The organism is Nocardia amamiensis NBRC 102102, from assembly GCF_001612745.1.
Lineage (GTDB): Bacteria > Actinomycetota > Actinomycetes > Mycobacteriales > Mycobacteriaceae > Nocardia > Nocardia amamiensis.
This window is the reverse complement of sequence record NZ_BDBA01000030.1, coordinates 16,017-34,988: the sequence shown is the minus strand read 5'-3', so window position 1 is coordinate 34,988 and position 18,972 is coordinate 16,017. Positions and strand designations below refer to the sequence as shown.

At 68.2% G+C, this 18,972-nt stretch carries 20 protein-coding genes and 1 pseudogene; 7 read left to right on the top strand and 14 right to left on the bottom strand.

Annotated features, from left to right (window positions below):
* Positions 1-10: 10 nt before the first annotated feature.
* Positions 11-1,063, bottom strand: a complete 1,053-nt coding sequence (locus NA4_RS08490; RefSeq protein ID WP_067466639.1) for a Gfo/Idh/MocA family protein — start codon at positions 1,061-1,063, stop codon at positions 11-13.
* Between the two features lie 216 nt (positions 1,064-1,279).
* Complete coding sequence (locus tag NA4_RS08485; protein ID WP_067466788.1) at positions 1,280-1,645, bottom strand: winged helix-turn-helix transcriptional regulator; 366 nt, start codon at positions 1,643-1,645, stop codon at positions 1,280-1,282.
* 58 nt (positions 1,646-1,703) lie between these two features.
* Here NA4_RS08485 and NA4_RS08480 point away from each other — a divergent pair, with 58 nt between their 5' ends.
* Positions 1,704-2,285: a carboxymuconolactone decarboxylase family protein gene (locus NA4_RS08480; protein WP_067466636.1), complete on the top strand. Its 582-nt coding sequence runs from the start codon at positions 1,704-1,706 to the stop codon at positions 2,283-2,285.
* Between the two features lie 22 nt (positions 2,286-2,307).
* Here the strand turns inward: NA4_RS08480 and NA4_RS08475 are convergent, their stop codons facing one another.
* Entirely contained in the window at positions 2,308-2,985 is a 678-nt protein-coding gene (locus tag NA4_RS08475) for a response regulator transcription factor (RefSeq protein ID WP_067466633.1), read from the bottom strand.
* Positions 2,967-4,655, bottom strand: coding sequence for a sensor histidine kinase (locus NA4_RS08470; protein WP_174552915.1), 1,689 nt, complete (start codon positions 4,653-4,655; stop codon positions 2,967-2,969). The genes NA4_RS08475 and NA4_RS08470 overlap by 19 nt, the downstream gene beginning before the upstream one ends.
* A 148-nt stretch (positions 4,656-4,803) precedes the next feature.
* Between NA4_RS08470 and NA4_RS08465 the strand changes: the two genes are divergently transcribed.
* From NA4_RS08465 to NA4_RS08455, 3 genes are read left to right on the top strand one after another with little or no spacing between them, the layout of a single operon-like run.
* Positions 4,804-5,610, top strand: coding sequence for an ABC transporter ATP-binding protein (locus NA4_RS08465; protein ID WP_067466630.1), 807 nt, complete (start codon positions 4,804-4,806; stop codon positions 5,608-5,610).
* On the top strand, positions 5,600-6,487 hold the full coding sequence (locus NA4_RS08460) for an ABC transporter permease (protein ID WP_067466627.1): 888 nt from the start codon (positions 5,600-5,602) through the stop codon (positions 6,485-6,487). The genes NA4_RS08465 and NA4_RS08460 overlap by 11 nt, the downstream gene beginning before the upstream one ends.
* A 2-nt stretch (positions 6,488-6,489) precedes the next feature.
* Complete coding sequence (locus tag NA4_RS08455; RefSeq protein ID WP_067466783.1) at positions 6,490-7,542, top strand: ABC transporter substrate-binding protein; 1,053 nt, start codon at positions 6,490-6,492, stop codon at positions 7,540-7,542.
* Between the two features lie 264 nt (positions 7,543-7,806).
* Here NA4_RS08455 and NA4_RS08450 read toward each other — a convergent pair whose 3' ends face one another.
* From NA4_RS08450 to NA4_RS40180, 3 genes are all read right to left on the bottom strand, one after another.
* Positions 7,807-8,334, bottom strand: coding sequence for a DUF6879 family protein (locus NA4_RS08450; RefSeq protein WP_067466624.1), 528 nt, complete (start codon positions 8,332-8,334; stop codon positions 7,807-7,809).
* 68 nt (positions 8,335-8,402) lie between these two features.
* Positions 8,403-8,741 carry a PCC domain-containing protein gene (locus tag NA4_RS40185; RefSeq protein ID WP_157128899.1) on the bottom strand — a complete coding sequence of 113 codons (339 nt, stop codon included), beginning with the start codon at positions 8,739-8,741 and terminating at the stop codon, positions 8,403-8,405.
* A 49-nt stretch (positions 8,742-8,790) separates the two neighbouring features.
* Positions 8,791-8,961, bottom strand: a complete 171-nt coding sequence (locus NA4_RS40180) for a hypothetical protein (RefSeq protein WP_157128898.1) — start codon at positions 8,959-8,961, stop codon at positions 8,791-8,793.
* On the opposite strand from NA4_RS40180, the gene NA4_RS08440 reads away from it, so the two are divergent.
* The 3 genes from NA4_RS08440 (at position 8,954) to NA4_RS08430 (ending at position 11,129) form a co-directional block, all read left to right on the top strand.
* Positions 8,954-9,190 carry a hypothetical protein gene (locus tag NA4_RS08440; RefSeq protein WP_067466621.1) on the top strand — a complete coding sequence of 79 codons (237 nt, stop codon included), beginning with the start codon at positions 8,954-8,956 and terminating at the stop codon, positions 9,188-9,190. The genes NA4_RS40180 and NA4_RS08440 overlap by 8 nt on opposite strands.
* 187 nt (positions 9,191-9,377) lie before the next feature.
* Positions 9,378-10,322, top strand: coding sequence for a GlxA family transcriptional regulator (locus NA4_RS08435; protein WP_067466613.1), 945 nt, complete (start codon positions 9,378-9,380; stop codon positions 10,320-10,322).
* Between the two features lie 84 nt (positions 10,323-10,406).
* Complete coding sequence (locus NA4_RS08430) at positions 10,407-11,129, top strand: HD domain-containing protein (protein ID WP_067466610.1); 723 nt, start codon at positions 10,407-10,409, stop codon at positions 11,127-11,129.
* A gap of 78 nt (positions 11,130-11,207) precedes the next feature.
* Here the strand turns inward: NA4_RS08430 and NA4_RS08425 are convergent, their stop codons facing one another.
* The 7 genes and pseudogenes from NA4_RS08425 to exaC all read right to left on the bottom strand — a co-directional run bounded on the left by NA4_RS08425 (position 11,208) and on the right by exaC (position 18,880).
* Complete coding sequence (locus NA4_RS08425; RefSeq protein WP_067466607.1) at positions 11,208-11,969, bottom strand: siderophore-interacting protein; 762 nt, start codon at positions 11,967-11,969, stop codon at positions 11,208-11,210.
* Positions 11,970-12,458: 489 nt separating this feature from the next.
* Positions 12,459-13,451 (bottom strand): LLM class flavin-dependent oxidoreductase, encoded by a 993-nt coding sequence (locus NA4_RS08420; protein WP_067466604.1) that lies wholly within the window; start codon positions 13,449-13,451, stop codon positions 12,459-12,461.
* A gap of 66 nt (positions 13,452-13,517) precedes the next feature.
* On the bottom strand, positions 13,518-14,705 hold the full coding sequence (locus NA4_RS08415) for a serine hydrolase domain-containing protein (protein ID WP_067466601.1): 1,188 nt from the start codon (positions 14,703-14,705) through the stop codon (positions 13,518-13,520).
* Between the two features lie 206 nt (positions 14,706-14,911).
* Positions 14,912-15,316, bottom strand: a complete 405-nt coding sequence (locus NA4_RS08410) for a DUF4345 family protein (RefSeq protein ID WP_067466599.1) — start codon at positions 15,314-15,316, stop codon at positions 14,912-14,914.
* Positions 15,317-15,365: 49 nt separating this feature from the next.
* Positions 15,366-16,787 (bottom strand): annotated as a pseudogene (locus tag NA4_RS08405) (MDR family MFS transporter); the annotation flags it as partial.
* Between the two features lie 174 nt (positions 16,788-16,961).
* A complete protein-coding gene (locus tag NA4_RS08400; protein ID WP_067466593.1) occupies positions 16,962-17,363 on the bottom strand; it encodes a DUF779 domain-containing protein in 402 nt (133 codons plus the stop codon).
* Complete coding sequence (exaC, locus tag NA4_RS08395; protein ID WP_067466590.1) at positions 17,363-18,880, bottom strand: acetaldehyde dehydrogenase ExaC; 1,518 nt, start codon at positions 18,878-18,880, stop codon at positions 17,363-17,365. The genes NA4_RS08400 and exaC overlap by 1 nt, the downstream gene beginning before the upstream one ends.
* Positions 18,881-18,972: the final 92 nt, after the last annotated feature.

The following is an 18,972-nucleotide window of genomic DNA, read 5'->3' as shown; positions in this document are numbered from 1 at the left end:
CCAGTCCCGGTCAGGCGGTGACGGTCACACCTGTGGCAGCCGACTCTCGCGCCTTCGCCAAAAGGCGCACGGTGGTGAGAGCGTCGCGCGGGTCCACCGGAACCGGCGCGCCGTCGAGGACGGCGGCGGCCATCGCGGAGTAGAACGCGGGGTAGTCGCCCGGCGCTGTCGGTAGCGGCGCGAAGTCCGGTTCGGCGCCCAGGACGCCCCAGCGCTCGGATTCGACAGTGCCCCATGGCAATCCGTCGTCGGGGCGGCGACCGGAGCGCAGCGCGTCTTCCTGCGGGTCGAGCCCGTAGGTGACGTAACCGGCTTCGGAGCCGAGCACCCGGAAACGCGGACCTAGTTGCGGGGCGATGGCATTCATCCAGAGCTGGGACCGGACGCCGCTGGTGTGGGTGAGCGCGACGAACGCGTCGTCATCGGTGGTGATCGCCGCACGCCGCCGGTCGAGTTCGCAGTACACCGAGCGCACCGGGCCGAACAGCGTCACGGCTTGGTCCACCAAGTGGCTGCCGAGGTCGAGCAGAATGCCCGCGCCCTCGTCGGCGGAGCCGATCTCCCGCCAGCCGCCTTTCGGGACCGGACGCCAGCGCTCGAACCGCGACTCGAAACGGTGCACCCGGCCCAGCTTTCCGGTCCGCACGAGTTCCCATACGGTACGGAAGTCGCCGTCCCAGCGCCGGTTCTGGAAGACCGACAGCGCAAGCCCGGACCGCTCCGCTCGGGCGACGAGGTCTTCGGCGTCGGCCACCGACACCGCGAACGGCTTGTCCACCACCACCGGCAACCCGGCGTCGAGCGCCAGCCTGGCCAGAGGCGCGTGTGTGCGGTTGGGCGTCGCGATCACGGCCAGATCGATCCCGCCCGGCGCGGCGAACAGCTCCTCCGCGTGCGAGACCACGCGCACGCCCGGGTGCTCGTGGCGCGCGTGCTCCGCACGTTCCGGCGACGAGGTGACCACCGCCGCCACCCGCATCCGTGGCTCGGCGGCGATCAGCGGAGCGTGGAACACCGACCCGGCCAAGCCATAGCCCACGATGGCGACCTCGAGGAAACTCATACCGTGACGCTACCGTCGCCGGATAGGTCGCGGTCGTCATGCCGACGCCGCCCCTTGACGCCGGCGCGGAGCGGATCGAAGGCGCAGACAGCGTCCGACGGCCTGGTGACGGCGCTGCTGCCGGCCGAGAACGGCATCGAGGTGGCCGTGGTCCCGGTCGAGCAGTCGCGGCGGTCGCGGGCGGCATCGTAGGGACGGTTTCTCGGTGCTGGAAGCTCAGCTCGACTCGGCTCCGGGATCGTCGGTCCAGCGCTGTACCCACACCTGTAGCGGGGCGAGTGCGGCGACCAGGTCCACGCCGTCGCCGCTGAGGTGGTACCCGTCTTTCCCCGCGACGACGACGCGTGCCGCACGCAATTCACGCAGCCGGTCGTTGAGCACGCTGGCCGACACGCCATCGCACCGCGCTTGCAGCTCGCGAAAGGTGACCGCACGCCCGTCACGCAGTTCCCACAGCACCCGCAGCGCCCACCGCCTGCCGAGCAGATCCAGCAGCACCATGATCGGGCGCCCCGAGCGTGATCCGCTCACGGGTGAGCCGACCACGGGCACCTTGTCTGCTTCGGATTCCGAAGCTACCATCGCCACCATCCTTGCTTTGATTTCCGAAGCAAGGATACCTACATCGAGAGGCCTGACCATGGCAGCGAAACAAACCACCTCGCGCATCGCACCGCTGAGCCCGCCGTACGCGCCCGGCATCGAGGAACAGCTGCGCAAATGGATGCCGCCCGGCGCCGCGGTCGAGCCGCTGGCGCTGTTCCGCACCCTCGCGATCCACGAGGAACTATTCGGGCGGATGCGTCCACTCGGCGCGGGCATCCTCGGTCACGGTCGCGTCCCGCCGCGCGACCGCGAGATCGTCATCCACCGCGTCTGCGCCAGGGCGGGTGCGGAGTACGAGTGGGGTGTGCACGCCGTCGTTCAAGCGCCCCAGGTCGGTTTGACCGTCGAGCAGACCGACGCGGCGGCGGCCGGAACCGCCGATGACCCGGTGTGGTCGCCGCAGGACGCCGTGCTCGTGCGGCTCGCCGACGAACTGCACGACACCGCGGACATCTCCGATGACCTGTGGCCGGAACTCGCCGCCCGGTACCGCGACGATCAGATCCTCGAACTCGTCACCATCGCGGGCTGGTATCGACTGCTCAGCGGCGTGCTCAACGCCGCGCGTACTCCGCACGAGCCGTGGGCGCGGCGATTCCCCGCCCGCGCCGAGTGAACGAGGGCGGCGGGCCGTTCGCTCAGTGCTGAGCCGCCGCCGAGTACTCCTGTTCCGGCCTTCCGGTGCTGCCGTAGCGCAGGCCCATGCGTACGGCGCCGCTGGAGACGAGGGCGGCGAGGTAGCGTTGGGCGGTGGCGCGGGAGACGCCGATGGCGGCGGCCACCTCACCAGCGGATTGGGGCACCCCTGCATCGCGAATGCATTGCAGGACCAGCTCTTTCGTCGGGGATGGCGCCACCGCTGCCGGCTGGGTCGCGGCGGCGGCGACGGGGCGTAGCGCGTGCAGCGCGGCGGAGACCCGGGTGTTGTCGACCTGCGGTGTGGCGAGGATGTGCCGGTAGCGGGCGTAGGCGGCCAGTCGGGCAGCCAGTTCGGTGTGCGGGAACGGTTTGACGAGGTAGGCCAGCGCGCCGGCCGCGACAGCCGCCCGCACCGTGTCGCTTTCGGTGGACGCGGTGAGAATCATCGCGTCGCAGCGGAGTTCCCGGACGAAATCGACGCCGGAGCCATCGGGAAGGTAGATGTCGACCAGTGCGAGATCGATCGGTTCGGCCGCGATGACCTTGCGTGCGGCGGCGAGGGTGTTGGCGGTGCCCGCCGCGGTGAAGCCCGCGATGGATTCGACTATTCCGGCGTGCAGATTCGCCACACGGAAGTCGTCGTCGACGACGAGGACGGTCAAATCTGCTGCGGCCATGGCACCTCGCTGTCGACGAGCACTCCGGGTATACGTGCGATGAATTCGGCGCCGGTGAGCGGTGGCCTGCCGCCGCGGGGACTGGACAGGCGCACGTCGCCGCCGTGGGCGCGCGCGATCTGGCGGATCAGGGCCAAGCCGACGCCGCGCCCGCCGGGGACACCGTGGCCGTCGTGGGTGGAGACCCCCTCGGTGAACAGCGTGTCGACCAGTTCGGGCGCGACTCCGTCGCCGCTGTCGGCGACCGCGATGTGTAATGTCGAATCCTCCTGCACCAGTTCGACTTCCACTTGACGCATCGGGCGGGCGGTGGCGCGGACGGCCTCCATCGCGTTGTCGAGCAGGTTGCCCAGCACCGTCGTCACGTCCACCGGATCGGCGAGGCTGCCCTCGACCCAGGTGTTGGCTCCGAGCACGAGCTCGACACCGTTCTCTCGGGCGTGTGCGGCCTTGGCGGCCAGGAATGCTTGGAGATAGGCGTCATGGATGGCGTCGATACCGGGTGTCGCCGGGCCGAGCGGGCCCGCGCCGACCAGCTCGTCGATCGATCGCGACGCCTCCTCGACTCGCCCGCTGTGCAGCAGTCCGCTGATCAGATGCATCTTGTTGGAGAATTCGTGGCGCTGCGCGCGCAGCACCGTGCTCATCGACTGCACGGCGTCCAATTGCCTGGTCAGCGACTCCACGTCGGTGCGGTCGCGTACGGTGAGCACCGCGCCGAGGTCGCGTCCCTCCCGGCTGACCCGTCGCGCCGAGATGATGACGACATGCGAACCGACCGTCGCCGACGCGGGCTGTTCGTCCCTCCGGCGAAATGACTCCAGCACCCGGGGTGTCAGCCCGATCTCGTCCACCGGCCGCCCGATATCCGGGGCGATGCCGAGCAGTCTGCGTGCCTCGTCGTTGACGAAGGTCGTCCGCCACGCCGCGTCGACGGCGAGCACGCCGCCGCCGATGCCGTGCAGCACGGCGGCCTGGCCGCGGACCAGTTCCGCCAGTTCGTCCGGCTCCAGCCCGAGTGTGAGCCCGCGCCACCGCCGGGCGAGCAGGACCGAGCCCGCGATGCCGACCAGCAGCGCCGCGCCGACCAGCAGGCCCGCGGTGCGCAGATCGTCCAGCAGTTGCTCGTGTACCGCGTCGGTGGAGATGCCGACGCTCACCGCGCCGACCACGTGCTCGGAATCAGGGGCGCGGACCGGGACTTTCGCGCGCACCGAGTCGCCGAGCGTGCCGCGTGCCTCGGTGATCGTCTCGCGTCCGGCGAGCGCTTCGGACGGGTCGGTGCTGACGTGCTCGGCCAGCCGGCCAGGGTCCGGATGCGCGAGGCGGATGCCGGCATCGTCGACGATCACCACGAACAACGCGTTATTGCGCAGAGTCGCGTCCACTGCCAGCCGCTCCAGGGAACCCGTTGCGAGCTCCTGGTACGTGGCGGGATCGTCGGTAATCGTGCCCGGTGCGTAGCGAGCCACCTCTCGGCGCACCAACGGGTCGGCGGCGATAGTGCGGGCGATGGCCAGCGCGCGCTGTCCGTAAGTCTCGCGCAGCCGCTGATCGCTGAGATAGCCGAACACCGCGAACGCGACGCCGAGGGTCAGCGTGACGACCACGATCTGCAACAGCAGAACCTGTGTCCGCAACCGCACGGCCCCCGCGCCCTCACTGGCCATAGCCGCAGCATAGACCACTCAGACGAGTGTGAGCAGAATGCGCAAAACCTGCGAATCCTGCGTTTGTGGCGGTTGTGCGCACAACCTCGGCGGTGTGACGCGGGACACGTACGGTCGCCCTATCCCGATCTCGCAGGAGTAGGAAGCAATGACGCAATCACTCATCGAGCTGCGGAGCGCGACCAAGCGCTTCCCCGGCACCGGCGGCGGCATCCACACCGCCGTGCGGAATTTGAACCTCGAGGTGCGGCCCGGCGAATTCGTCGCCGTCGTCGGCCCGACCGGATGTGGGAAATCCACCACGCTCTCGCTGGTATCCGGTCTGGAACCGGCGTCGGCGGGGCGGACGCTGGTGCGCGGCAGGGATGTCCACGGCATCCCGGATGGGATCGGCTACATGTTCCAGCAGGACGCGGTCCTGCCGTGGAAGAGCGTCCTGGACAACGTTGCGCTCGGCCCGCGCCTGCGCGGCGCGTCGAAAGCCGAGGCGCGGGAGAAGGCGTCGGCGTGGGTGCGCAAGGTGGGCCTGGCCGGGTTCGAGCGCTACTACCCGCACCAGCTTTCCGGCGGTATGCGCAAGCGCGTCGCGCTGGCGCAGACGCTGGTCAACGAACCGGAGATCCTGCTGATGGACGAGCCGTTCAGCGCGCTGGACGTGCAGACCCGCCAGCTCATGCAGGACGAGCTGCTGCGGGTCTGGGCGGGCACCAACGCCGCGGTCATCTTCGTCACCCACGATCTGGAGGAGGCGATCGTGCTCGCCGACCGGGTGGTGGTCATGACCGCGAGCCCGGCCACCGTCTGCGGTGACTTCACCGTCGGGCTGGAGCGGCCGCGCAGCGTGGAGGACGTGCGGCTGACCGTCGAGTTCCGCGACATCTACAAGGAAATTTGGGAAACGCTGCGCGACGAGGTCGAGGCAGCCCGGGCGAAGGGAGCCTCCCGTGTCGCATGACGTACTGGTCAAGGACGCCGTCGCAACGCCGGTGGTGGAGAACGAGACCGAAGAGCAGATCCTGGCCCGGGTGCGAAACAACGCCCGCCGCGCCCGCCTGCGCACCTGGGGGCTGCGCGCCGCGCTGGTCGCACTGTGGCTGGGCGCGTGGGAGCTCACCGCGACGGTGTGGATCGATCCGTTCTTCTACTCCAAGCCGTCGCTGATCTGGGCGCGGCTGGTCGAATGGTTCACCGAGGGAACCCAGTTCGGCTCGATCTGGCTGCAGATCTACACCACGGTGCAGGAGGCCGTGCTCGGTTTCGCGATCGGCACGGTGGCCGGTGTGGTGCTCGGCGTGCTGCTTGGCCGCAGCCGGTACTGGGCGGAGGTGCTCGCGCCGTTCATCAAGGCGCTCAACGCGGTTCCGCGTATCGTGCTCGCCTCGCTGTTCATCATCTGGTTCGGCCTCGGGCTCAGTTCGAAGGTCGCGACCGTGGTGGTGCTGGTGTTCTTCGCGGTGTTCTTCAACGCGTTCACCGGGGCGCGCGAGGTGGACGGCAACGTGATCAACAACGCCCGCATCCTCGGCGCGAGCCGCAGGCAGGTGCTGGTGTCGATCGTGCTGCCTAGCGCGACCACCTGGATTCTGTCCAGCCTGCACACCGCCTTCGGGTTTGCCCTGATCGGCGCGGTGGTCGGCGAATACGCGGGTGCGAGTAAGGGTTTGGGCCTGCTGATCAGCAACGCGCAGGGCACCTTCGACTCGGCGGGCATCTACGCGGGCATGATCATCATCACCGTGATCGCGCTGATCGCGGAGTGGGGGATCGGCATGGCGGAGAACCGGTTGCTGAAATGGCGGCCGTCCCAGGCGAACTCGAACCACGGGATCTGATCATGAGGCATCGCAAGTATTGGGCGCTCGTCGTCGTCGCGATCGCGGCACTGCTGCTGACCACCGGCTGCCGGGACTCCCGCCACATTCCGATGGCGGATGGCCGCCCGCAGATCACCATCATGGTGGGCGGGTTGGAGAAGGTGATCTACCTTCCCGCCATGCTCACCCAGCAGTTGGGCTTCTTCCAGAGCAACGACATCGACGTGAAGCTGCTCGGCGAGCAGTCCGGCGCCACCGCGGAGACCGCGCTGCTCAGCGGCGACGTGCAGGGCGTGGTCGGATTCTACGACCACACCATCGACCTGCAGGCCAAGGACCAGTGCATTCGCTCGGTGGTGCAGATGTCGGACGTGCCGGGCGAGGTGGAGCTGGTCTCGACGGCCGACGCGTCCACCATCACCTCGCTTGCCGACCTGCGCGGCAGGAACCTGGGCGTCACCTCGCTCGGTTCCTCGACCGACTTCCTCACCCAGGCGCTCACCGGCAAGGAGGGCATGACCACCGCGGACTACACGCGGGTGAAAGTCGGTGCGGGACAAACATTCATCGCGGGCATGAACCACGACGGCATCGACGCGGGCATGACCACCGACCCGACCGTCGCGCAGATGGTGAACTCCGGCGAGGCGCGGATCCTGGTCGACATGCGCACCGAGGCGGGGACGAGGGCCGCCCTTGGTGGCTTGTACCCGGCGACGTCGCTGTACATGAGCTGCGCGACCGTCGACGCCCACCCGGAGATCGTGCAGAAGCTCGCCACCGCGTTCGTGCAAACGCTGCAATGGATCAAGACGCACACCCCGGAGGAGATCGCGGCGAAGATGCCCCCGCAATACGCCAGCGCGGGCAAGGACCTCTACGTCCAGTCGATCCGCGACTCGATCGGCATGTTCAACGGCGACGGCATGATGAAACCGGAAGGCGCGCAGAACGTGCTGGACATCCTCGGGAAGTACTCGAAGAATGTGCGCCCCATGCGTGATCGCATCAACCTGTCCGATACCTACACCACGAAGTTCGTGGAGGAGGCGTTGCGCGCGCCGCGACAGTAGGGCGTCGTCCGTGGAGCCGCCCCAGGGCAATACCCGCCCTCGGGCGGCTCCCGGCTGGCTCAGGTCGGAGCTGGTTCATGGCATCGCAATGCAGGCACCAGGCCCACAGATCTGCTCGAGAGGATGTCTGCCTGCCGTACACGAACTACGAAACCTTCGACCGTAAGACCGGGGTTGTCAGCGCGGCAAGTGAGGTCCGCATTCTTGCGGATTCCACGGAAGGAAGTCTCTGCCCGAGCGCTTCGCGGGATTCTCAGAGGTTGGTCACTGCCGCACTGCGCGTGCATATTCGTCGTGCGGGATTGCCACCGGCCAGACTCGATCACGGACGGTGCGGAAGTGGGCAGCAATCACTGGGTCTGTAGTGACCGCGAATCCGGCACCCTCACCATCGGGAGTGAACACACTGAACGCGGCCAAGTGGTCATCGAATAGCCAGAAGTCGTCAGCGGTCAGCGTGGCGGATCCGATCGTATGTCGTGGTAGCCAACGGATTTCCTCACCGGAGGCGATGTTGCGCGGCGATACCGACACTGCCCACCGGGTGTAGTCGGTGTGCGGTTCGGTCACCACTCGCACCCGCTGAACGAGCTTGCCGGTGTCGGTGATTTCACGCACGAGATCGAGCCAGGGTCGTTGCCAGGCCCCGTCTTCGGGTTCACCTGCGAGGAACTGACGCACGGGCTCGTATTCGCCCGGCACGGCGTAGGTGTCCTGCAACTCGAGGTGGAACGCGCGCCGCCATCGTGATCGGAACAGCTCGTCGAGCTGTTCACCCGTCAGCGAGAGCATCGTGGCGAATCTCCTTCTCCTCGGCTCCTCGATACCCGACTTGTGCGCCGGAATATCCAGCCGCGGCCTCACGCGCCGTCGAGCGGCATGACGTAGGCGCGGGCGAACCATGTGCTGATCTCGGCTGAATGGACATGCCCGGCGATGGCCCGGTCCCCTTGGACGGCGAATGTGGCGTGCAGGTGCACCTTGCCGTCCTTGATTTCACCGGAGCCATGCATTTCGGCCGGTATCCGGTAGCCGCTGATCACGTCTTGTCCAGCGTCATGGGCGGGCATCGTGGATACCGCGAACGCGTCCACACCCCCGATCAGAGACACGATCGCGGCATTGGAGATGCCAGCCGATTCAGCTTGGGCCGCAAAGGATTCCATCATTTCGCCGTCGTTGACCTCGAATATCAGCATGATCGGACAGTAGCCGACAATCCGTTGCGTCAGCCGTATTCTGCGGTCTTCACTTCCCGAGCAGCGGCGACAGCTTGGACAACATCACAGCCGAGCACCACCGTGCTCCGGCGTCGGACGGGTTCAACGCTTCGGCTGCGAACCGTTGGGCCGCCAGCACGGGAGCCCCGATCATGGCCGGTGACGCCACCAGGGCAACCAGCGGGGCGTGCATGAGCACCACTGGCAGTGAGCTTCCGGAACTTCCGCGTCGTGTGGTCCGCGTCGAATTCGGTAAGGGTTCCCGCCATCCCGCCATCTCGTACACAGCACCAGCGGATGTCATCGCGAGATTTGTTGTGGCACTCAAGAACTGGAACCCGGATTACACGGTCGAGGTCGAGTCGGCCGACGATCCTGAAGGCAACGTGCCACCCCTGCCGTATTGGCAGCTCTGGGCCTGGGACTGAGCCGAATTCGCTGGATTGCGACGGCCGTTTGTGCCTTTTGGGAACCTCAGGGCTAGTCAGCCGTCGACGCGGGCAGTGTGCGGCGTGTTGCCGCCACTGTGGTGCGTGTCCTGAGGACAACCAGCATGTCCGGATCTGTGGGGTACACGTCATTGCGGACCTGGCCCAATGGCTCGAGACTGGGCTTATGCAAGAAAGTGGTGACGTCGTGGTCGCGGTGTCGGACGGTGTGCTGATGCTCGACGTCGCCGGGCCGGTGCAGGTGCTGCATTGGGCGGGGCATCGGGTTCGGTTCGCCTCGCCGGATGGTGCGGCCGTGCGCACCGACGTGGGGGTGTCGCTGGGTGTCGACGGTGCGCTGAGCGACTTCGGTGGGCCGATCGAGACGCTGTTGGTGCCGGGATACGCGCCGGAGGATCGTGTTCCGGACGCACTCGTTGACGCGGTGCGCGCGGTTGGAGGTAAGGCTCGCCGGGTGGCGTCAGTGTGCACCGGGGCGTTGGTGCTCGCGGAAGCGGGACTGCTCGACGGGCGGCGCGCAACCACCCATTGGATGGCGTGTGCTGATATGGCCCAGCGGTTTCCGCGCGTCCGGGTCGACGCCGACGCGATCTACGTGCGGGACGGGCCGATCATCACCTCGGCGGGCGTCACCGCTGGCATTGATATGGCCTTGGCGCTCGTCGAGGAGCAGCATGGTGCCGAACTCGCGCGCAACCTGGCCAAGCACCTCGTCGTATTCCTGCACCGGCCGGGCGGGCAGTCGCAGTTCAGCGTGCGCACCAGCATCCCGGCGCCGCGTACCGGCGGCGTGCGCCAAGTGGTGGACGCCGTTGTCGCCGACCTCTGCGCGGACCACAGCCTGGCGGCGATGGCGGCCCGGGCCGCGTTGAGCGAGCGCCACCTGAGCAGACTGTTCCAGCAGGAAATCGGTATGACGCCGGGACGCTATGTCAAACAGGCTCGAGTCGAGGCCGCGCAGGCGCTGCTCGAATCCGGTGACGACCCGATGGCGTTGGTCGCTCGCCGCTGCGGGTTCGGTTCAGAGGAGACGATGCGCCGCACCTTCGTCGAATTGCTCGGCACCTCGCCGAGCGACTACCGCAGGCGCTTCCGCGCGCCCGCGCGCTGATCGCACCATCACTCGGCGGGGTGTCGACACGTCGATATCACGCCCCCTCGCGTGACAACACTCATAACTCACAGGGAGCCGACCATGTCGATTTCAGACCGTCCCGAGCTGGCCGCGAGCGAATCCACTGGTGCCACGAGACCAGTTACCGCACAATCGCTTTCGCTGGATACTCCGTCGACCGAGTTGGTAAGCAAGGTGGACGAGCTGATCGCGGCACAGCTTGCCCCGTTCCTGCGCAACCACAGCGTGCGCGGCTTTCTCTTCGGACGCGCCATCGCCGAACGGCAGGGCCTGCGGCCCGGCGCCGACTACGATGAGGAGACCCTGTATCTCATCTGCGCGCTGCATGACATCGGCTTGGCCGACATCGCCGACGGCGACCAGAAATTCGAGGTCGACGGCGCCGACTATGCCGCGCGATTCCTCGAGGACAACGGCGTCACCGATGTCAGGGTGGACACGATCTGGGATGCGATCGCCGCGCATACCGCGGGCTTCACCGACTCGCCCGTGTGGCGCCGTCGCCGACCGCCGGAAACCTGGATCGCCGTGGAGGGCATCGGTCTCGACGTCGGCGGCGCGCCGACCGATCTGCCGCCCGGTTTCGCCGACCTGGTGCACGCGGCGTATCCGCGGCTGGGTGGTACCCGCGCCCTCGGTGACGCGATCGAAGCGCAAGCCCTGGCAAAGCCGCAGAAAGCGCTGCCGGGGAGCTTGGCCGGTGTGCTCCTGCAACAGCGTCACCCGGATCTGCCGTCCTTGACCTGGGAGGGGATTTTGGAGCTGAGCAGTTGGGGCGACTGACCGCATTGTGACTGCCGAATGCCACTGTGCGACAACGCGGTCGCGGTGGGCGTTCACAGAACGCCCACCGATGGCGGTTCAGCCGTTGGCCGGTGCCACCTCGGCCGCGTTGAATTCGGCCTTCCACTCCCGGAAGCCTTCCTCGGTGCGGCCGCGGCGCCAGTAGCCGGAAATCGACGCGGCCCACTCGGCGGACACGCCGCGCTCCCTGCGCACGTAGCGGCGCAGGTCCTGCATGACCGCCTTGGCCTCGCCGTGGATGAACACCTGAACCTGACCCGGCGCCCACGGCGCCTGGCGGACGGTCTCGGCGAGCAGTTCGCCCGGCGGTCGGACGCCGCGGTGCAGCCAGGTCAGCTCGACGCCATCCGGCCTTTTCAGCAGGAGCTCGTCGTCCGGACCGGCGACCTCGACGAACGCGAGCCCGGTCGCGTCCCCCGGCATCGCCTCGAGCGCCGCCGCGATCGCGGGCAGCGCCGCCTCGTCACCGGCCAGCAGGTGCCAGTCGGCGTCCGGGCGGGGCGAGTACGCGCCGCCCGGACCCTGCAGATCGATGGTTTCGCCCGGCTGGACCGCAGCCGCCCACGGTCCCGCGATTCCCTCCGCGCCGTGGAAGACGAAATCCACGGCGATCTCCCCGGCGACCGGGTCCACCGAGCGGACGGTGTAGGTGCGCAACACCTCGATCCCGTCGCGCGGGAAGATGAACTTCACATACGAATCGGTGTACTCGCTGGGCCGGAACGCGGCGAAGCCGGGTCCGCCGAGATGGACCCGGATGAGATGCGGTGTCAGCCATTCGGTGCGTTGCACGGTGAGGGTGGTGCGAGGGCGGGCCAAGAGAACCTCCGATACGAGAATAATTAGGATTGCCTTACTCAGGCTACCTGTGTCCGGCAGGTGCTGCGGAGAACCGCTGACGGCGCGCCGCTTGGCAGCACGGATGACCGTACGGGGAGCTGCGAACCGGAAGCCCGGCGCGCGCACGTGGAGAATCCGAGCGCCGGAACACTGAAGTCTATGCCCGGCAACAACTCTCACAATCCTGGGCCGAGCGCGGTGCTGGGCCGGGCTCGCCTCGACGGCAGGCACCGGCTCCGCGAATCGCTCGCCAACCACGGTATCCGGCCGCACTGATCAACCGGCTCCGGCGGGGCCTCCACGCCCATGCTCCGGTTGGTTGCCGGGGCTCCGGCAGGACCACAGGCGGGGCTATGCCATGCCTCGCTCCCCATTCCTCTCGCGCGGCTCGAGCATGCCCACGAGGCCGCCGTCATGATCCACTCGCCCGTGTTTTGCTCGGCGGTGTGCATCGCCCGCAGCGCTCGCCTACGCGGCGACCTTCTCCTTGATCAATTCGAATGAACGCACCCGGTCGTCGATGTCGTAGACCAGCGTGTTGATCATCAGCTCGTCGGCTTCCGTGCGCCGCAGCAGGTCGGTGAGCTGGGCGCGCACCGTCTCCGGCGAGCCGAGCAGTTGCCCGGCCCGGCGCTGCTTGATGAACGCGCGCTCCTGTTCCGACGGTTCGAACGCAGCGGCCTCCTCCGGCGTCGCCAGAGCCCGCGGTGTGCCGCGGATCAGATTCAGGAAAGCCAGGTCACGGGGTCCGGCGAGGGTTTCGGCGCGCTCGTCGGTATCGGCACAGATGGCGGCGACCGCCACCATCGCGTGCGGGCGTGGCAGCCGTTCCGAGGGCCGGAAATGCTCGCGATACAGTGCCAGCGCGGGCTCGGTGTTGTCCGGGGCGATGTGGTGGGCGAAGGCGAACGGCAGGCCCAGCACCGCCGCGACCTGCGCGCTGTAGCCGCTGGAGCCGAGCAGCCAGATCTCCGGCTCCTCGCCGCGGCCCGGCGTCGCGGCGATGCCAGCGGGATCGGCGCCGCGGAAGTAACCGAGCAGCGCGGCCAGTTCCTGGGGGAACGACTCCGCCGACAAGCCGTTCTCGGTCCGCCGCAGCGCGCGTGCGGTCGCCTGATCGGTGCCCGGCGCGCGTCCGATGCCCAGGTCGACCCGTCCCGGGTGCAGCGCGTGCAGGGTGCCGAACTGCTCGGCGACCACCAGGGGAGCGTGGTTGGGCAGCATTACCCCGCCGGAACCGACCCGCATGGTCGAGGTGGCGGCCGCCAGGTGGGCGAGCAGCACGCTCGGCGCCGAGCTGGCGATGCCGGGCATGTTGTGGTGTTCGGCGACCCAGAACCGGTGATAGCCCAAAGTTTCGGTGCGCCGGGCCAATTCGGTCGTCGCGTCCAGTCCCTCGCCGACGGTGCGGCCGGACTGCACCGGCGCGAGATCCAGTACGGACAACGGGACGTCGATCATGGGTCTCCTCACAGTGCCGATCCCCAGTGCCAACGCCGGGCGCGCCCGCTGTATTTCGCGGCCGCCTCAGCCGCGGGCGATCGCGCGGAACACCTCGATCGTCTCCTGCTCGTCCTGCGTGGTCCCGTGGTCGCTGAGCTCCACGATGACCGTGCCGCTGGGCGGGTCGACGTAGACGTACTGTCCGTAGACCCCGACGGCGGTGAGGTCCGCGCCGTCCCCACCGGTCGGATGCCACCACTGCGCGGCATAAGGCCAGTCGCCGACCAGGTGCGGGCCCGGGGTGCGGATGCGCTCGATCCACGCGGGCGGCACGATCTGCGCATCGCCCGCGCGTCCGCCGTCCAGCACCAGCTGGCCGATCTTGGCGAAATCGCGGGCCGTCGCGTTCAGGCAGCAGAACGCTTTCTCGTCACCGCCCGCGCGGTCGAGGTTCCACAGCGCGTCGTCCTGGGCGCCCATCGGATCCCAGATGTCACGCTGCAACACCTCGCCGAGCGGCATCCCCTCGACCTTCGCCACCGCCATGCCCAGCAGTTGGGTGTCCACGCTGCGGTAATCGCCCGCACTGCCGGGATCGAATCGCAGGCCGCGGTGCTCGCGGACGAATCCGGCCAGGTCCTCGGTGAGATACATGCGGGCGGTGCCGGTCAGCGGCAGGTATTTGTTGTAGTTCTCCCCGACGTCGACGCCGGAGGCCATGTCCAGCAGGTCGCGGATGGTGACGCGGTCGTAGGGGCCGCCGGTGGCCAGCTGGGGGAGGATGCCCACCAGGCGATCGTCTTCGCGGAGCTTCCCGGCGTCGATAGCTCGGCCCGTCAACAGCGACACGATGGATTTCGCCACCGACCACGAGGACTGGCGTGTGGTCGCCGCGACGCCGTCGCGATACCACTCGTTGGTCAGGGCGCCGTCACGCAGGACCAGGAACGAATTGGTGTGCGTCATGCGGAGGAAGTCGGCGACCGAAACCTGCGAGCCCTTCCACGGAACCCGGTCCGGCAGTGGTCGCGTCGCGACCGGGAGCGGACGCGGAGTGGCGGAGGCGGCCACCGTCCTGCTCTCGAACAACGCGCCCTGGGTGGACGGCGGGTCGGCCATGAGGTTCAGCAGTGTCGGCGGCGCCGGGATGCGCAGGAGACTTGTTGTCGCGAACGCCGCGCCGACAAGGACGGCGACGACCGCGAGCAGGGCAACAATGGTGCGGAGGGCGTAGCGGCGTAGTCGCGGCAGCCGCGTCGGTTGTTCAGTCATGACAGGTTCTCATCGGTATCGAACCGATCATGGCATGCGGAATGTCCGGTCTGGTAGGAATCCGCTGCCCGGCATCAGGGCGCCTCCACGCGGCGCGGTAGCGTGCCGGGCTGATTCATGCCGTCCAGCGCCCCAAGCCAAGCCGTGGTGCGCTGAACCGCCGAAACGGGTAGCGCGAGTCGGCGTGCGCGGCTCGCGCCTGGTCATTACACCGTGAGGAACAGCGCGGTAGCGCCGATCGCTTCCACCGCGCAGTAGAACCAATTGGGGTAGAAGGAGGTTCGCTCGTCGAGCACAGCGGAGACGACTCGGCCGAGCGCCATACCCGCCAAGGCGGCGCCGACCGCGACCATGATCCCGGAGCGCAGTGATCCGACGTCCAGCGCGGCCACCGCGAGCACGGCCGCCATCGCCACGCCGAAGCCGCCGTAGACGGCGCGCACTTCATAGCGCGCCGGTGTTTCGGTGAGCTGGACGCCGAACGGCCGGATCAGCGCGGCGGGCGCGCCGAGCCCGTAGCCGCCCATTCCCAAAAAGCACACCCCGATGATCGCGCAGACGGCTACCGCCACTGTTTCCTCCAAGTCCGGTTCGGTCAGGAAGCCCAGCATGCTTCGGAGGGTATCGGGCGAACTTCCGAAAACCGGCTGACTTCGCGCGTCAGTCGCTCGATGAGCGGCTCGGCATCATGGCCGAGGCGACCACCATCACCACCGCCATCGCCGCGATCGCGACGAAGACCAGGTGCACCGCCGAGGCCAGCGCCGCGGGCTGCGGGTGATCGGCATGGCCGATCCGGGCGTTCACCATCGCCCCGAACACCGCCACGCCCACGGCGCTGCCGATCGAGCGGGCGAACATATTGGCCGAGGTCACCACGCCGCGTTCGGTCCATTCGGCGCTGGTCTGCGCCGCGATCAAGGTCGGAGTGGCGACCAGGCCCATGCCGGTGCCGATCACGAAACAGGACGCGGCGACCTGCCACAGCGACGAACTCTGCGTGATCAGCAGCGTGCTGGCGGCTCCGAGCGCGGCCAGTCCGCTGCCGATCAGGGCGCTCACGCGAAAGCCGACCCGCAGGTATACCTTCCCGGCCTGGGACGCAGCCAGCGGCCAGCCGAGGGTCAGCGCGCCAACCGTGAGCCCCGCGACGAGCGCACCGGTGCCGAGCACGCCCTGGGTGAAAGTCGGGACGTAGGAGGTCAATCCGAGCAAGACCGCACCGATCAGCACGGACACCAAGCTGCTGGCGATCACCACGCGGCGGGTGAACACCCACAGCGGCAGGATCGGATTCTCGGCGCCGCGCTCCACCAGCCCGAACAGCACGAGCACGACCGCGCCGCCGCCGAAGATCCCGATGCTGGTGGGGGAGGACCACGCCCACGCCTGGCCGCCCTCGAGCAGTCCCAGGATCAGCGCGCCCGCGCCGAGGGTGAGCAGGGCCGCGCCGAGGTAGTCGACGCGCTGGGTGCGCCGCGGCGCGCTCTCGGTGAAGTTGCGCACCAGCATCCAGCAGGCGAGCGCGGAGAGCGGAAGGTTGATCAGGAAGATCCAGCGCCAGCTGACGTATTCGGCGAACAGGCCGCCCAGCAGCGGGCCCGCCACGCTCGACATGGCCCACACGCTGGCCAGATAGCCCTGCACCCTGGCGCGCTCCTGCAGCGTGTACAGGTCACCGGCGATGGTCATCGTCATCGGCTGGATCGCCCCGGCGCCGATGCCCTGCACCGCGCGGAAGACGATCAGCGCGAGCATGCTGGTCGCCACCCCGCACAGCAGCGAACCAACCGCGAACATCGCGATGCCGAACAGGATCACCGGCTTGCGGCCGACGGTGTCGGCGAGCTTGCCGTAGATCGGCACCGTCACCGCTTGCGCCAGCAGATAGACCGAGAAGAGCCAGGGGAACTGCGCGAAACCACCGAGACTGTCGGTGATGGTCAGCACCGCCGTGGCGATGACCGTCGAATCGAGCGCGACCAGCCCGGTCGCCAGCATCAGCGAACCGAGGATGGCGCCCCGTTCGGAGCGGAGGCCGACCGGCGCCGTCACAGTCTCGGTCGCCACGGCGGCCCCTCTCGTTCGCTTATCTAATCATCTCGGATGACCGTATCCGCTCCTCACTTATTCCCGCATGGAATTTTTTTCCGGCCGCGCCCGGGAGGGGCGGGCTGCTCACCGAGGCGGCATTTCGGTGAGCAGCCCGGTCGGTGCACCGGCGCAGTCGTATCGCTCAGTCGGCCGATGCCCCGGTCACTGGGGCTGGTCGGCACCGGTTCGTGGCGGATACGCGTCGAGGAAGGCCACTTCCTCGTCGGTGAGCAACCGCGAACGGATCAGGAAGCGCACGCCTTCGGGCGCTTCCAGGGAGAACCCGCTGCCGCGTCCCGGCACCACGTCGACGGTGAGGTGGGTGTGGCGCCAGTACTCGAACTGGTCCGCGCTCATCCAGAACGGCGTGTCCGCGGCGAGGTGCCCGAGCAGCACGTCCGACGCGCCGACCCGGAACTCGCCGCGCGGATAGCACATCGGTGAGCTGCCGTCGCAGCAGCCGCCGGACTGGTGGAACATGACCGGGCCGTGCTGCTGGATCAGCTTGTGCAGCAGCACTTCCGCGGGCTCGGTGAGTTCGACGCGCTGGACCGGATCGGGCATCAGAAGAATCCGAGCTTGTCCGGGGAGTAGCTGACCAGCAGGTTCTTCGTCTGCTGGTAGTGGTCGAGCATCATGCGGTGGTTCTCGCGTCCGATACCGGACTTCTTGTAGCCGCCGAAGGCCGCGTGCGCGGGATAGGCGTGATAGCAGTTGGTCCAGACGCGGCCGGCCTTGATCTGCCTGCCGAGCCGGTAGGCGGCGTTGATGTCGCGGGTCCACACCCCGGCGCCGAGACCGTAGAGGGTGTCGTTGGCGAGCTTCAGCGCCTCGTCGGTGGAGTCGAACGTGGTCACCGACACGACCGGCCCGAAGATCTCCTCCTGGAAGATCCGCATGTCGTTGCGGCCGGCGAAGATCGTCGGCTCCACGTAGTAGCCGCCGGGGTAGCCCTCGACCTTGCGCGCACCGCCGCCGGTGAGCACCTGCGCGCCTTCGCGACGCCCGATGTCGATGTAGGACAGGATCTTCTCGTACTGGTCGTTGCTAGCCTGCGCGCCGATCATGGTGGTCTCCTCCAGCGGGTCGCCGCCCTTGATCGCCTTCGTCCGCTCCAGGCACCGGGCGATGAACTCGTCGTAGATCGACGAGTGGATCAGCGCGCGGGACGGGCACGTGCACACCTCGCCCTGATTGAGCGCGAACATCACGAATCCCTCGATGGCCTTGTCCAGGAAGGCGTCGTCGGCGGCCATGACGTCGGGCAGGAAGATGTTGGGGCTCTTGCCGCCCAGTTCGAGCGTGACCGGGATGATGTTCTCGCTGGCGTACTGCATGATCAGCCTGCCGGTGGTGGTCTCTCCGGTGAACGCGACCTTGGCCACCCGCGGGCTGGCGGCCAGTGGTTTGCCCGCCTCGACGCCGAAGCCGTTGACCACGTTCAGCACTCCTGCAGGCAGCAGATCGGCGATCAGCTCGACCACCTTCAGGATCGAAGCCGGCGTCTGCTCGGCGGGCTTGAGCACCACCGCGTTGCCCGCGGCCAGTGCGGGCGCGAGCTTCCAGGCGGCCATCAGGATCGGGAAGTTCCACGGAATGATCTGCCCGACCACACCGAGCGGTTCGTGGAAGTGGTAGGCGATGGTGTCGGCGTCGACCTCGCTGATACCGCCCTCCTGGGCGCGGACGGCTCCGGCGAAGTAGCGGAAGTGATCGACCGCCAACGGCAGGTCGGCGGCCAGCGTTTCGCGGACCGGCTTGCCGTTCTCCCAGGTCTCGGCGACCGCGAGCGCCTCGAGGTTGTCCTCGATCCGGTCGGCGATCTTGTTCAGGATGTTCGCGCGCTCGGTGGCCGAGGTGGCACCCCACGCGTCGGCCGCCTGGTGCGCGGCGTCCAACGCCAGATCGATGTCGGCGGCCGACGACCGTGCCACCTCGCAGAACGTCTGTCCGTCCACCGGGGAGGGATTCTCGAAGTACCGGCCCTCCACGGGGGCGGTCCATTCGCCGCCGATGAAGTTCTCGTAGCGCGTGGCGAATTCGACGACGCTGCCCTCGGTTCCCGGCTTTGCATAGCTCATGGCGGGTGACTCCTCGCTGGTTGCGGACGTGAAGCGCACGGCGGTCCGGCCGTGATGCAGGTCACTATGCCGCGCGAGGGTTGAGGAAACAT

Bases quoted from the DNA above. Each gene is read 5' to 3' on its own strand.
- NA4_RS08415 (WP_067466601.1), bottom strand. From the start codon at position 14,705: ATGACTGAACAACCGACGCGGCTGCCGCGACTACGCCGCTACGCCCTC.
- NA4_RS08440 (WP_067466621.1), top strand. From the start codon at position 8,954: ATGAGCACCACTGGCAGTGAGCTTCCGGAACTTCCGCGTCGTGTGGTC.
- NA4_RS08485 (WP_067466788.1), bottom strand. From the start codon at position 1,645: ATGGTAGCTTCGGAATCCGAAGCAGACAAGGTGCCCGTGGTCGGCTCA.
- NA4_RS08465 (WP_067466630.1), top strand. From the start codon at position 4,804: ATGACGCAATCACTCATCGAGCTGCGGAGCGCGACCAAGCGCTTCCCC.
- NA4_RS08410 (WP_067466599.1), bottom strand. From the start codon at position 15,316: ATGCTGGGCTTCCTGACCGAACCGGACTTGGAGGAAACAGTGGCGGTA.
- exaC (WP_067466590.1), bottom strand. From the start codon at position 18,880: ATGAGCTATGCAAAGCCGGGAACCGAGGGCAGCGTCGTCGAATTCGCC.
- NA4_RS08435 (WP_067466613.1), top strand. From the start codon at position 9,378: ATGCAAGAAAGTGGTGACGTCGTGGTCGCGGTGTCGGACGGTGTGCTG.
- NA4_RS08420 (WP_067466604.1), bottom strand. From the start codon at position 13,451: ATGATCGACGTCCCGTTGTCCGTACTGGATCTCGCGCCGGTGCAGTCC.
- NA4_RS08475 (WP_067466633.1), bottom strand. From the start codon at position 2,985: ATGGCCGCAGCAGATTTGACCGTCCTCGTCGTCGACGACGACTTCCGT.
- NA4_RS08470 (WP_174552915.1), bottom strand. From the start codon at position 4,655: ATGGCCAGTGAGGGCGCGGGGGCCGTGCGGTTGCGGACACAGGTTCTG.
- NA4_RS08490 (WP_067466639.1), bottom strand. From the start codon at position 1,063: ATGAGTTTCCTCGAGGTCGCCATCGTGGGCTATGGCTTGGCCGGGTCG.
- NA4_RS08450 (WP_067466624.1), bottom strand. From the start codon at position 8,334: ATGCTCTCGCTGACGGGTGAACAGCTCGACGAGCTGTTCCGATCACGA.
- NA4_RS08430 (WP_067466610.1), top strand. From the start codon at position 10,407: ATGTCGATTTCAGACCGTCCCGAGCTGGCCGCGAGCGAATCCACTGGT.
- NA4_RS08480 (WP_067466636.1), top strand. From the start codon at position 1,704: ATGGCAGCGAAACAAACCACCTCGCGCATCGCACCGCTGAGCCCGCCG.
- NA4_RS40185 (WP_157128899.1), bottom strand. From the start codon at position 8,741: ATGCTGATATTCGAGGTCAACGACGGCGAAATGATGGAATCCTTTGCG.
- NA4_RS08400 (WP_067466593.1), bottom strand. From the start codon at position 17,363: ATGCCCGATCCGGTCCAGCGCGTCGAACTCACCGAGCCCGCGGAAGTG.
- NA4_RS08455 (WP_067466783.1), top strand. From the start codon at position 6,490: ATGAGGCATCGCAAGTATTGGGCGCTCGTCGTCGTCGCGATCGCGGCA.